Genomic DNA, 12,156 nt, shown 5'->3' with positions numbered 1-12,156 from the left:
TCTTAGGTAGATGCATGTCGATAGATTTATATTCTGAACATACTATAAAACAACAAACCCCCATGATGCAGCAATATCTTAGGATCAAAGCAGAGCATCAAGATATTTTATTGTTCTATCGCATGGGTGACTTTTACGAATTATTTTTTGATGATGCAATTCGTGCTGCGCAACTATTAGATATTTCGCAAACTCATCGGGGTAAAGCATCGGGCGCACCTATCCCAATGGCAGGCGTTCCTTATCACGCAGTAGAAAACTACTTAGCTCGTCTGGTACAAATGGGCGAGTCGGTGGCCATTTGTGAGCAAGTGGGCGATCCAGCCACCAGTAAAGGGCCTGTAGAACGTAAAGTAGTCAGAATTGTAACACCGGGTACCGTGACAGATGAGGCGCTACTACAAGAACGTCAAGACAACCTGTTAGCCGCACTCTGGCAAAATAAACAGCAACAATACGGTGTCGCCTACTTAGATATCAACTCTGGGCAGTTCAATATGGTTGAACTTAAAACGGATGAAGCACTGAGTTCAACCTTACAACGCCTGCAACCTGCTGAGTTGCTCTATCCTGAGTCATTTACTAACTTGCATTTAATTGAACAATTTAAAGGCGCTCGCCGTCGCCCTGACTGGGAGTTCGATTTAGATACCGCAAAACACTTACTTTGTCAGCAATTTGAAACTAAAGATCTGATTGGCTTTGGTGTAGAGCAAGCGAGCACAGCTTTAGTGGCTGCAGGCTGTGTCATGCAATATGTCAAAGACACCCAGCGCACAGCTTTACCGCATATTCGCGCGATCACGCTAGAAAAAAATGAACATGCGGTGATCTTAGATGCCGCCACACGTAAAAACCTAGAACTGACGGTTAATCTCTCGGGCAGTATTGATAATACGTTGGCGCAAATTCTAGATAAGACTGCCACGCCAATGGGCTCGCGATTACTAAAACGCCGTATTCATACCCCAATAAGAAATCGTACAGAGCTCAATGCACGATTGAATGCTATTTCAAGTCTCATTGAAACCCAACTATGCCTAGACACTTATGATGCATTAAAGCAAATTGGTGATATTGAGCGTGTTGTCGCACGTTTGGCTTTGTGTAATGCTAGACCTCGCGACCTCACTCGATTGCGCTCAGCACTGCAAGCTCTGGCACCACTGCATGATTTACTCGCTGACAGTGATGATGGGCGTATTCAACAGATCTGTGCCCAGTCTCCTGCATTGCCAAAATTACAGGACCTACTTGAACGTGCCATAATCGATAATCCCCCCATCTTGATCCGCGATGGTGGTGTGATTGCATCTGGGTATAACGCTGAATTGGACGAGTGGCGAGCTTTAAGCCAAGGTGCGACCGATATATTAGAAAAGCTCGAAACTCGGGAGCGAGAGCGCACTGGGATCAGCACATTAAAAATTGGCTACAACAAGGTACATGGTTTTTATATCGAGATCAGTCGCGCCAATTCACACCTAGTTCCAGCAGAATATATTCGTCGACAAACACTTAAAAACAATGAACGCTATATTATTCCTGAGCTTAAAGAGCATGAAGACAAGGTGCTTGGAAGTCAAAGCAAGGCGCTGGCGCTTGAAAAGCAACTTTATGAGCAACTGTTTGAGTTTATTGCCCCTTACTTGGAGCAATTACAAGTCATGGCCAGCGCGCTAGCAGACTTAGATGTACTTAACACACTTGCGGAGCGTGCTCAAACGCTAGACTATTGTAAGCCAACCTTAAATGATAGTGACGAAATACACGTAGATGCAGGGCGCCACCCAGTGGTTGAACAAGTCAGTAAAGATCCGTTCATCGCCAACCCAGTTCATTTAAATGGTGAGCGTAAGATGTTGATCATAACCGGTCCTAACATGGGTGGTAAATCAACCTATATGCGTCAAACTGCATTGATCGTGTTAATGGCACACATTGGCAGTTATGTACCAGCAAGTGCCGCTAACATAGGCAAAGTCGACCGCATATTCACACGTATCGGGGCGAGCGACGATCTCGCATCTGGTCGTTCAACTTTCATGGTAGAAATGACCGAAACGGCCACTATTTTAAACAATGCTACTAAACAGTCCTTGGTACTTATGGACGAAATTGGACGCGGAACCAGCACCTATGATGGCTTGTCGTTGGCTTACGCAACTGCCGATTATTTAGCACGTCAGTTAGAAGCCAAAACCCTATTTGCGACACATTACTTTGAGCTAACAGAACTCGCCGAACAACAATTAGGCCTCGTTAACGTACATCTAGATGCAATCGAGCATAACGATACGATTGCATTCAAGCATACAGTGTTAGATGGCGCGGCAAGTAAGAGTTTTGGTTTACAAGTAGCTGGTCTTGCTGGCGTGCCTAAAGCGGTGCTCGCTTTAGCGAAGCAGAAATTAAGCCAACTGGAGAATCACCAAAGCGTGGTGGAGCCTGTGCCTGTGCAGCAAAACCTAAGCTTGGAAGCTGCTCAACCTTCTCAATTAGAACACACGCTAAGTGAGATAAACCCTGATGATTTAAGTCCACGCGAAGCACATGCGCTGCTTTACGAGTTAAAACAGCTACTGTAATTGTTTTAGGAGCAAGATCAAAAAAACCACCTTCATGGTGGTTTTTTTGATTTTATAAAAAGGCTTTATAACTGCTCAAATAAGCTGTCTGTGCTTAAGCCTTCATGTTGCAAAATATCTTTTAAACGTCTTAATGCCTCAACTTGGATTTGCCGCACACGCTCGCGTGTCAAACCAATCTCTCTGCCGACATCTTCTAACGTCGACGGTTCATAACCGAGCAAACCAAAGCGTCTTGCTAATACCTCACGCTGTTTAGGATTGAGTTCACCCAGCCAATCAACAATATGACTATTGATATCATTATTTTGCACTTCATTTTCAGGGCCATATCCTTTTTCGTCAGCAATAATATCAAGCAATGCTTTATCATTTTCACCACCGATAGGTGTATCCACCAAAGTGATTTTTTCGTTCAAACGCAGCATTTTAGTGACATCTTCAACAGGTCTATCTAAACACTCTGCGATTTCCTCCGCTGTCGGCTCATGATCAAGCTTCTGAGTCAACTCTCGGGCCGTACGAAGGTATACATTTAACTCTTTAACGACATGAATAGGAAGACGAATAGTACGGGTTTGATTCATAATCGCCCGTTCAATCGTTTGTCTGATCCACCAAGTGGCATAAGTCGAGAATCTAAAACCTCGTTCAGGGTCAAACTTTTCAACAGCTCTAATCAAGCCGAGGTTGCCCTCTTCAATCAAATCTAACAAAGCCAAGCCACGATTATTATAGCGGCGGGAGATTTTTACTACTAAACGTAAATTACTCTCAATCATACGTTTGCGTGACGCTTCGCACCCTTTCAGCGCTTTTCGTGCGTAATAAACTTCTTCTTCCGCACTCAACAAGGGTGAAAAACCTATCTCGCCAAGATATAACTGAGTCGCATCTAAGTTTTTAACGTTCTCATCTTTGGCAAAAATATCATCATCGTCATCAACGTCTTCTAACAACTCAGGCTTTTGATCATCTATATTTAGCTCGTCGAGCTTTTCTTCAAAATCGTCCGTTTTTTTGGTTTTCACATTTGCAGTTTGAGCCATACGCATCCTCCCAAGTGAATGAATAGCGACACGATAAAATGCACTGTGCTCGCTACTTACTTGGCAAATATTTAACCGGATTGACAGCCTGACCTCTAAAACGGATTTCAAATCTTAATGCTGTTTTAGTGGCGTCTGTACTACCTATTTCGGCAATTTTTTGCCCAACTTTAACTTTCTGCTGCTCAGTGACTTGTAACTTCGAGTTATGTGCATACGCACTTAGGTAATCATCATTATGTTTCAAGATAATTAAATTACCGTACCCTCTAAGTGCACTGCCCGCATATACCACCACTCCATCTGCAGCAGCCTTAACGGGGGTTCCTTCAACATTCGTGATTTGAAGTCCTTTGTAGCCATTTTCTTTATCAGAAAAGCGCTTAGTCACCTTACCTACTGCAGGCCAACGCCAACGCACCTTATTGGAAAATATAGCATTAGATGCGTTGCCATTTTTGCTGCTATGTTTTTGAACATACTCTCGTTGTTTTGGCTTATCAAGCTCTTTTTTATCACTTTTGTTATTTTTTTGTTTCCATTTACTAGACTTATTGCTACTGGCAGTGTATTTTTTGCTCTTTTTATTTTTATTTCTTGGATATTCAAGATAAACGAGTTGCCCAGGATAAATGACGTAAGGAGACTGGATATTGTTAATTTTCGCGACAGTTCGCACATCTTTATTTGCGCTAAAAGCAATGGCGAAAAGCGTGTCACCTTTTTGCACACGATAGCGGTTATTTTTTATATGAATTTTTTGTGTTGAAGTGGATGTACCAGTTTGAAGCTCAGTGATAGGTGCAGGTGAAGTTCTGCTTGCGCACCCACTTAATAACATACTAATGGTTGCCAATAGCAACAGATATGTTTTAAGCATTACTCACCCTTTACCACTTTGATCTCAATGCAAATAATTTACATGGTATTTAATTTAAATGATATCACCAGCTATCAAAGGTACAAATCGAACTGGAGCAAGCACGTGCCTTACAAACTGTTCGCCCTTTCTTACAAACAAGGTGAGTTGCTGTTCATGTTCACCAAGAGGAACAATGAGCGCTCCATCTTCATCTAACTGTTCCAGCAATTGGCTAGGTACTTGCCTGGCGGCGGCCGTCACAATAATGCCTGCAAATGGGGCCTTAGTCTGCCAGCCTTGCCAACCATCACCGTGTTTCATGGTGACATTATACAAATCTAACAGATGTAGGCGTCGCTTAGCCTGCCATTGTAGCGCCTTGATCCGCTCCACACTGCAAACCTCATCGAAAATCTGTGCCAGTATTGCGGTTTGATAACCTGAGCCGGTACCGATTTCAAGCACTTTTCCCTTTACACCAACTTGTCGCAAAACTTCTGTCATTTTCGCGACAATATATGGCTGAGAAATAGTTTGCCCCTGTCCAATTGGCAAAGCAGTATTTTCATAAGATTTATGTTGTAGCACGTCATCAACAAATAAGTGCCTAGGCACCTCTTCCATCACTTTGAGTACCTTTTCATCGGTTACGCCTTGTGATCTAAGTTGTTGCATAAGTACACTCGCACTGCGCTTATAACTGCTCAACACGGTTATTTAACCTCATTCAACCAGCGGGCCATCGCATCTAAGCTGTCATGTGCGGTCATATCTACTTTCAACGGTGTGATCGCAACATAACCATGCCTAACAGCATAGAAGTCGGTCCCTTCACCTGCATCACTTTCATGACCAAGGTTACCATACCAAAATACATTCCGACCCCAAGGGTCGGTTTGTTTCGTCATTGTTTCAGCTTTGTGTCGAGCGCCTAAGCGGCAAACTCTGACGCCATTCACTTCATTGTATGGGATGTCGGGTACATTAATATTGATGATTTGATCTTTTGGCAAAGGATGATTTTGTAGCTGTTTAATAATATCAACCGTCACTTGCGCCGCTGTTTCATAATGGATTTCATGCTTTGAACAAAGTGAAACGGCAATGGCTGGTAAGCCCAAATGCCTTCCCTCGGCCGCTGCTGCAACGGTACCCGAATATAGCGTATCATCCCCCAAATTAGCGCCATTGTTAATCCCTGCTACTACTAAGTCTGGTAACTCTTCTAGCAACTGATTCACACCAAGGTGAACACAATCTGTTGGTGTACCATTGACAGAGATAAAACCATTGTCTAACTCTGTCGCTCTTAAGGGGTTTAATAAGGTCAATGAATTACTCGCACCGCTACAATTTCGATCGGGCGCAACAACCGTTACATCTGCAATTTTTGTTAGTGCTTGATATAAAACAGCAATGCCTTTAGCGTGCACACCGTCATCATTACTCAGTAGGATCCGCATCGAGTACCTCTTGATTTATATTATCTTTGCTAGCATCACGATGGCGCACCAGTTCACGTAAGACAGCCGTTGCAAAGGTGCCCTTAGGTAGACTAAATGCCAGTTTAATAGTGTTATTATCGATTGTCTCTACGCTTAAACCTTGTGGAATAAGTCGTAGTGCGCGCCGCTCTGTTTTTAAGCCTAACTGGCCAAGCCCTTGTTGCCAAGCAGTATATGGCTCCAGCCAAGACTTTTCTTGTGCTACCAAGCCTTTCTCACCTTTGCCTACCATCGGCGCAGACAACATAATATCGCCGTTACTTAATCGTGCTATGGTTTCATCACTAATGTCTTCTTCAAAAAAGGCATTGCTACCTCTGAGTAAAAACACTTCTCGGTGCCAGGTTTTCGCTAAACCATGTTCGGCAACGCGTTTACTCACAATATGATTAAAAATATGCGAGCGCGCCGCTGAAATAATTATGCCGCGCAGTTTTTTGTCACGAATGTGCTCGCCTGAAAATAGGCGCTCAGCCATGTCAAGGTTATGACCATCATGGCCAAAACGCTGCTCACCAAAATAATTGGGGACTCCCTGACGCACTGCATTAATACGGGAAAGAATATCCAAAGGCACATCAACATTACGTAACACAATCTTAAATTGATTACCGCTATGGCAACCCGTTCTGAGTTTGCGGTTGTGCCTAACTTGCTTTAAAACAAAAAGGCCATCATTATTGAGTTGGCTAAAATCAATCTCTTTTTTAATCGCCACAGGCACACTAAACCATTGAGTACAAACCCCATGACGATCTTTTAGTCCTGCGTAACTGACATCCCTTGGGGGGACACCGGCAAGCTTGGCTATTTGTTTTGCCACAAACTGAGTGTTTTCACCTTTTTTTACGATCTGCAAGCAAACATGTTCACCTTCCCCAGTCAAAGGGATGTCTAAAATTTCATCCACCATGAAATCTTCAGGGTAGGTTTTAAAGTCTCCGTGTGATTGTGGCTCGCCGTATAGGTAATTTAACGCCTTCATGATTTGAGTAATACCACTACGGCATGAGCAGAAATGCCTTCTTTTCGGCCTTCAAAGCCGAGTTTCTCTGTTGTTGTTGCTTTAACATTCACTTGCGAAAGCTCTGCTTCACAATCAACAGCTAAGTTTGCACGCATTGCGTCAATGTGAGGACGCATTTTTGGTGCTTGCGCCACTATGGTGACGTCACAATTACCTAACACATACCCCATTGACTTCATTTGAGAAACAACACGGCGTAATAAAATTCGACTATCAATGCCCGCAAATTCATTAGACGTATCCGGAAAGTGCTTACCAATATCTCCCAACGCAAGTGCTCCAAGTAAAGCATCACATAAAGCATGAATTGCAACATCACCATCAGAGTGAGCAATAAACCCCTGTTCAAAGGCTATCTTTTCGCCACAGATGGTCAATGGACCATCGCCACCAAATTTGTGCACATCAAAACCATGGCCAATTCTTATCATTATTTACTCTCTTGCTGTTTTGAAATTAAAAAGCATGCCACCTCATAATCTTCGGGTGTCGTGATTTTAATATTGTCGCTGCGTCCAGGTAGCAATTTAACTGGATGACCCGACCATTCCATCGCGGATGCTTCATCGGTGATTGCAACGTCTTGTGCTAACGCCTGTCGCAACGATTTCTGCAATGCCCGGTAGGGGAAAAACTGAGGTGTCAAAGCTTGCCAAAGCGCCTCTCTTGGTACGGTTTCCAAACTATGAGTATTACCCCGCTTTATCGTGTCTTTGACTTTAGCAGCTAAAATACCACCTTGTTGCGCTTCAATACACTCATCTATCAATCGCTGCATATCTTCAATGCACACTAATGGTCGCGCAGCGTCATGCACCAACACCCAATCAGGATCCAGTTCTGACAACGAGTCAAGTGCATTAAGCACCGAGTCCGCTCGCTCTTTACCACCATCTACGCGTCTAATTCGCATATCGTCGAGCTTGAGCGTTTTGTAGTATTCATCATTCGTGCTCACCGCGACGATGATCTCAACAAGCTCTGTTAAGTTACTTAGCTTAGCCAAAGTATGCTCTAGAATGGTTTGTGTGCCTATTTTTAGATATTGCTTGGGGTGATTTACTTGCATACGGCTGCCAACACCGGCAGCGGGTACAATCGCAGCTATTTTAATTGCTTGGTTCATGGTGTTGTTTCGGTAATACTCGAATGAAGGTTTCATTTTCTTTGATCATACCTAGCTCTAACCGGGCACGTTCTTCTACGCCTTCTAGACCTAGCTTAAGATCTTCAATGTCAGCTTTTAATAATTTATTTCTTTTTGAAAGTTTAGCGTTAAGTGCTTGGTGAGAGTTCACCGCACTTTTTATACGGGAGTAATCTTGTATACCATTGTTACCCAGCCACAATCTGTATTGGATAAAAACAGCTAAGCAAAGCAAAACTATTTGAAAAAAACGCATTACTCAGCATCCCATAAACAAGGAGAAAAAAAGTAAGCACGTTTAATGGTTTCTTTGTTTTGTTGCTTTAACATTGTTCCAATTTATCATACTGGCTAGCAGCATTTCTCTTAAGCTGAGTATACGGGGGTCTATGACCTTGTTATATTGCCATCGATGCCCACAACACGCTGCAACCATAAGCGCTTTCGTGGGTTTGTATAACATAGAATCTGTTTCATGACTGTGCCCTGAATTAGAGAACCAGCCATACTGATTACAGTGTACCCCATTGTCTCTTACTTGATCTACACTGTCCATGACAACGAGAGTGTACCCCGCATCATTTATAACAACGGGTACAACCTGACCGATTTTAGCTTGCGCTGTAAAATACTCGATGTTTTTTTTCTCATCGATATCAGGCAACGCTCTTTTTTGTGGGGCAAGCCAAGTCCCATTTTGACAATCGAGCTGCAAAGGCACTTCACCTTGGGTGATATGTCGCGCCGCCCGTTCAACGTAGTATGGTAAGCTCAGAAGCTTTCTTTGTAACTGCTCACCAGCATATTGCTTCGCGAGCAATGGGATCTCTCTTGCATAAAATACATTAACAAGCTCAGCAAAGCGCAAACGCTCATACTCGTTTTGCCATAAATGATTTTGCTTTAGATCCGTAATGCTTTGCTTTGCCACGCTACCTCCACTTGTTGCAAAAGTTATAGCATGGCATACGCATACAGGCTAGCCTTTCATCCTTTGCCCAAGCTTTGCCTGACCATTTTCTAAAAACTGTACAACCGTTTGCCGTTTCTTTCCCAAAAGTAGACTACCATCGACCAAGAACATGAAGTTTTGCCAACATCGTTTAAATATGTCAAAACGTGTTTCCAACACTTGCTCTCTCGATAAGCAAAAATAAACCGTCGTGTTATCTTCCCAGCTTAAAAAAGTGCTGATCTCATCAGGTAAATGCTCAATACCGTCTTCCCAAGGCGCTTCCCAATTTACTTGCTCGCTCCACGTATCATCATTACCCGGCCAGTCTGTTTTAGTAAAAAAGTCAGGGTGGTCTTTTTCACGAGAAATCATGGTACTCCAAAGTACTGCGGAGCGCTCTGGTGTCATCAGTTTAATCGCATTTAAATCCGCTTCAGCAATGGGTAAATCTTTATGCTTAAATACCCACGCTTTTTTAAATTCATCTATAGAAATATAATTCATCTTTTAGCCAAACTGGCACTATTAAATTACAGAGCAGTATACCGTAGCAAGATAGGAGCAAACAATGCAGCATTCACTAAAAGCCGGGATTTACCAACATTATAAAGGGCCAAAGTACCAAGTGCATCATGTGGCCAAGCACAGTGAAACTGAAGAACTCATGGTGGTTTATCAAACTCTATACGGAGACTTCGATTTCTGGGTACGTCCACTATCAATGTTTACTGAGCAGGTCATGGTTGATGGTCACTCAGTTCCCAGGTTCAAATATATCTCTGCTTCGCTCTAAAACATACGATAGGAAAACTAGAGATAGCCTGTCTATTTATGGCACACTAACCTCATCAGACCAGATAATAGGAAATCAGTGTGAGTTTTCAAGGTACCTCGAATTACATCGCGAGTAATGCGCTAAAGCAGGCTGTCAATGCAGCTATTTTGTTGGAAAAACCATTATTGATTAAAGGTGAACCAGGCACGGGCAAAACCATGTTAGCGCAAGAGCTTGCAGACAGCTTAAACACCGAGTTGATCCAGTGGCACATAAAGTCAACGACGAAAGCACAGCAAGGCCTGTATGAATATGATGCTGTATCTCGGCTACGTGATAGTCAGCTCGGTGATGAAAAAGTCCATGACATAAGCAATTACATCATAAAAGGCAAGTTATGGCAGGCATTCTCTGGTGAAAAACGTCCAGTATTGCTAATTGATGAGATAGATAAGGCAGATATTGAGTTTCCAAACGATCTATTATTAGAGCTCGATAAAATGGAGTTTCATGTGTATGAAACAGGGGAGCTTGTGAGCGCTAAAGTTCGCCCAATCGTGATCATCACTTCCAATAACGAAAAAGAACTACCAGATGCATTCTTACGCCGTTGTTTTTTCCACTACATTGACTTTCCATCGCCTGAGCAAATGCAGCAGATCATTGATGTGCATTATCCGGGGATCAAACAAAACCTAGTACAAAAAGCGTTGGAATCTTTTTTCAAGTTACGAGAGATCCCCGGCTTAAAGAAAAAGCCAAGTACAAGCGAGTTGCTCGATTGGCTAAAACTGCTAATGGCGGAAGACATCGACCTTAGCACGCTGCAAGACCATACTCATAAAGGTGGCCTAATGCCGCTGTTTGGAGCGCTACTGAAAAATGAACAAGATGTCAATCTGATTGAAAAGCTAGCATTTATGAGTAAACGTTAGCCTTATGTTGATCGAATTCTTCTTCACACTTAGAAAATATGGCCTGAAAGTCTCTCCCAGAGAGCTTTTAGACTGTCTCAATGCCCTAAACCAAGGTTTAGCATTCGCAGACTTAGATGCGTTTTATGATTTGAGTAAAACGATTTTCATTAAGGATGAAACGCAGTTTGATAAATTTGATCGCGCCTTTGCTGATTATTTCCGAGGCATAGAAGATACTGATTTTCTCACTCAATTACAAAAAAGTGCTCATTTGCCTGAAGACTGGTTGCGAAAAGAGTTCGAGAAACACCTCAGTGAAGAGCAAAAAGCACAGCTCGAAGCCATGGGTGGACTAGATAAGTTAATAGAAACCCTTAAGCAGCGCTTAGCTGAGCAACAAAAGCGACATGCTGGTGGTAACAAATGGATAGGCACTAGCGGCACTTCGCCATTTGGTGCTTATGGTTACAACCCTGAAGGGGTTAGAATTGGCCAAGACGGTAACCGACAACGTCGCGCAGTCAAAGTATGGGACAAGCGTCAATATCGTAACCTAGATGCCGATAGTGAGATATCAAGCCGTACCATGCAATTGGCACTCAAAAAGCTACGAAAATTTGCCCGCAGCGGTGCCAGTGATCAACTCGACTTAAATGAAACAATCGCAGCAACCGCCAAGCAGGGCGGAATGCTGGACGTCAAAATGGCTCCTGAACGGCATAATGCAGTCAACGTATTAATGCTGTTTGATATCGGCGGCTCAATGGACGACTATGTTCATCTTTGTGAGCAACTTTTCAGTGCAGCACATAGTGAATTTAAACATCTAGAATTCTTTTATTTCCATAATTGTGTTTACGAACACGTTTGGCAAAACAATGAACGTCGCCAAACAAGCCTAATAGATACTCACCAGCTCATTAACCGCTTTGGCAAAGACTATCGCCTAATCTTTGTTGGAGACGCCACGATGGGCCCATACGAAATCGCCTATCCGGGCGGTTGCGTAGAGCACTGGAATCAAGAACCTGGCGCCGTTTGGCTACAACGCCTAACGAACCATTTCGAAAAAGTAGTCTGGCTTAATCCGCAACCGAAAGAATATTGGCCTTATTACCAATCAATTCAAATTATTGAAGAAGCCATGCAAAATCGCATGTACCCTATGACGTTAGAAGGTTTAACACAGGCGATTAAAGAGTTGAGTTAGGTGTAAGGTGCATTAGGTGTAAAAGGCTAGCGACTTGAGCGAAGCGAAACGCTCTTTTTACGCAAGGTGAAGTGAGCCAGTTTATAAAGCGCTGAGAGACTACTTATAAAACGCTCAGAGA

Annotated in this window: 14 protein-coding genes; 4 read left to right on the top strand and 10 right to left on the bottom strand. The window is 43.1% G+C overall.

Going from position 1 to position 12,156, the window contains the following annotated elements:
* Positions 1-14: 14 nt before the first annotated feature.
* Positions 15-2,588: a DNA mismatch repair protein MutS gene (mutS, locus tag ACW689_RS17165; protein WP_476293236.1), complete on the top strand. Its 2,574-nt coding sequence runs from the start codon at positions 15-17 to the stop codon at positions 2,586-2,588.
* A 65-nt stretch (positions 2,589-2,653) separates the two neighbouring features.
* On the opposite strand, the gene rpoS is transcribed toward mutS, so the two are convergent.
* Genes rpoS through ACW689_RS17115 form a run of 10 tightly spaced genes read right to left on the bottom strand, consistent with a single transcriptional unit; the run spans position 2,654 to position 9,637 of the window.
* On the bottom strand, positions 2,654-3,637 hold the full coding sequence (gene rpoS, locus ACW689_RS17160) for an RNA polymerase sigma factor RpoS (RefSeq protein ID WP_476293234.1): 984 nt from the start codon (positions 3,635-3,637) through the stop codon (positions 2,654-2,656).
* Positions 3,638-3,689: 52 nt separating this feature from the next.
* A complete protein-coding gene (locus tag ACW689_RS17155) occupies positions 3,690-4,517 on the bottom strand; it encodes a peptidoglycan DD-metalloendopeptidase family protein (protein WP_476293232.1) in 828 nt (275 codons plus the stop codon).
* A gap of 54 nt (positions 4,518-4,571) precedes the next feature.
* Positions 4,572-5,210 carry a protein-L-isoaspartate(D-aspartate) O-methyltransferase gene (locus ACW689_RS17150; protein WP_476293230.1) on the bottom strand — a complete coding sequence of 213 codons (639 nt, stop codon included), beginning with the start codon at positions 5,208-5,210 and terminating at the stop codon, positions 4,572-4,574.
* A gap of 2 nt (positions 5,211-5,212) precedes the next feature.
* On the bottom strand, positions 5,213-5,962 hold the full coding sequence (gene surE, locus ACW689_RS17145) for a 5'/3'-nucleotidase SurE (protein WP_476293229.1): 750 nt from the start codon (positions 5,960-5,962) through the stop codon (positions 5,213-5,215).
* Positions 5,943-6,989: a tRNA pseudouridine(13) synthase TruD gene (gene truD, locus ACW689_RS17140; protein ID WP_476293228.1), complete on the bottom strand. Its 1,047-nt coding sequence runs from the start codon at positions 6,987-6,989 to the stop codon at positions 5,943-5,945. Before truD ends, surE begins: the two co-directional genes overlap by 20 nt.
* Positions 6,986-7,462, bottom strand: coding sequence for a 2-C-methyl-D-erythritol 2,4-cyclodiphosphate synthase (ispF, locus tag ACW689_RS17135; RefSeq protein ID WP_476293226.1), 477 nt, complete (start codon positions 7,460-7,462; stop codon positions 6,986-6,988). Before ispF ends, truD begins: the two co-directional genes overlap by 4 nt.
* Entirely contained in the window at positions 7,462-8,157 is a 696-nt protein-coding gene (gene ispD, locus ACW689_RS17130; protein WP_476293225.1) for a 2-C-methyl-D-erythritol 4-phosphate cytidylyltransferase, read from the bottom strand. The genes ispF and ispD overlap by 1 nt, the downstream gene beginning before the upstream one ends.
* The gene (gene ftsB / locus ACW689_RS17125) at positions 8,141-8,434 is read right to left on the bottom strand and encodes a cell division protein FtsB (RefSeq protein WP_476293224.1); all 294 of its coding nucleotides are present in this window, start codon (positions 8,432-8,434) and stop codon (positions 8,141-8,143) included. Before ftsB ends, ispD begins: the two co-directional genes overlap by 17 nt.
* Positions 8,435-8,476: 42 nt before the next feature.
* Positions 8,477-9,109 carry a hypothetical protein gene (locus ACW689_RS17120; RefSeq protein WP_476293223.1) on the bottom strand — a complete coding sequence of 211 codons (633 nt, stop codon included), beginning with the start codon at positions 9,107-9,109 and terminating at the stop codon, positions 8,477-8,479.
* Between the two features lie 48 nt (positions 9,110-9,157).
* Positions 9,158-9,637 carry a DUF2947 domain-containing protein gene (locus ACW689_RS17115; RefSeq protein ID WP_476293221.1) on the bottom strand — a complete coding sequence of 160 codons (480 nt, stop codon included), beginning with the start codon at positions 9,635-9,637 and terminating at the stop codon, positions 9,158-9,160.
* A gap of 64 nt (positions 9,638-9,701) precedes the next feature.
* Between ACW689_RS17115 and ACW689_RS17110 the strand changes: the two genes are divergently transcribed.
* The 3 genes from ACW689_RS17110 (at position 9,702) to ACW689_RS17100 (ending at position 12,035) form a co-directional block, all read left to right on the top strand.
* Positions 9,702-9,926 (top strand): DUF1653 domain-containing protein, encoded by a 225-nt coding sequence (locus ACW689_RS17110; protein ID WP_476293220.1) that lies wholly within the window; start codon positions 9,702-9,704, stop codon positions 9,924-9,926.
* Between the two features lie 80 nt (positions 9,927-10,006).
* Complete coding sequence (locus ACW689_RS17105) at positions 10,007-10,843, top strand: AAA family ATPase (RefSeq protein ID WP_476293219.1); 837 nt, start codon at positions 10,007-10,009, stop codon at positions 10,841-10,843.
* A gap of 4 nt (positions 10,844-10,847) precedes the next feature.
* The gene (locus ACW689_RS17100) at positions 10,848-12,035 is read left to right on the top strand and encodes a vWA domain-containing protein (RefSeq protein WP_476293217.1); all 1,188 of its coding nucleotides are present in this window, start codon (positions 10,848-10,850) and stop codon (positions 12,033-12,035) included.
* The last annotated feature ends 121 nt before the right edge of the window (positions 12,036-12,156 follow it).

It is taken from the genome of Pseudoalteromonas sp. ABE4_541 (assembly GCF_056312285.1).
This window is presented reverse-complemented; position numbering and strand designations above follow the sequence as displayed.

Coding starts and splice junctions, on each gene's coding strand:
- ispF (WP_476293226.1), bottom strand. CDS start 7,462: ATGATAAGAATTGGCCATGGTTTTGATGTGCACAAATTTGGTGGCGAT.
- ispD (WP_476293225.1), bottom strand. CDS start 8,157: ATGAACCAAGCAATTAAAATAGCTGCGATTGTACCCGCTGCCGGTGTT.
- ACW689_RS17110 (WP_476293220.1), top strand. CDS start 9,702: ATGCAGCATTCACTAAAAGCCGGGATTTACCAACATTATAAAGGGCCA.
- rpoS (WP_476293234.1), bottom strand. CDS start 3,637: ATGGCTCAAACTGCAAATGTGAAAACCAAAAAAACGGACGATTTTGAA.
- ACW689_RS17115 (WP_476293221.1), bottom strand. CDS start 9,637: ATGAATTATATTTCTATAGATGAATTTAAAAAAGCGTGGGTATTTAAG.
- surE (WP_476293229.1), bottom strand. CDS start 5,962: ATGCGGATCCTACTGAGTAATGATGACGGTGTGCACGCTAAAGGCATT.
- ACW689_RS17155 (WP_476293232.1), bottom strand. CDS start 4,517: ATGCTTAAAACATATCTGTTGCTATTGGCAACCATTAGTATGTTATTA.
- truD (WP_476293228.1), bottom strand. CDS start 6,989: ATGAAGGCGTTAAATTACCTATACGGCGAGCCACAATCACACGGAGAC.
- mutS (WP_476293236.1), top strand. CDS start 15: ATGTCGATAGATTTATATTCTGAACATACTATAAAACAACAAACCCCC.
- ftsB (WP_476293224.1), bottom strand. CDS start 8,434: ATGCGTTTTTTTCAAATAGTTTTGCTTTGCTTAGCTGTTTTTATCCAA.
- ACW689_RS17100 (WP_476293217.1), top strand. CDS start 10,848: ATGTTGATCGAATTCTTCTTCACACTTAGAAAATATGGCCTGAAAGTC.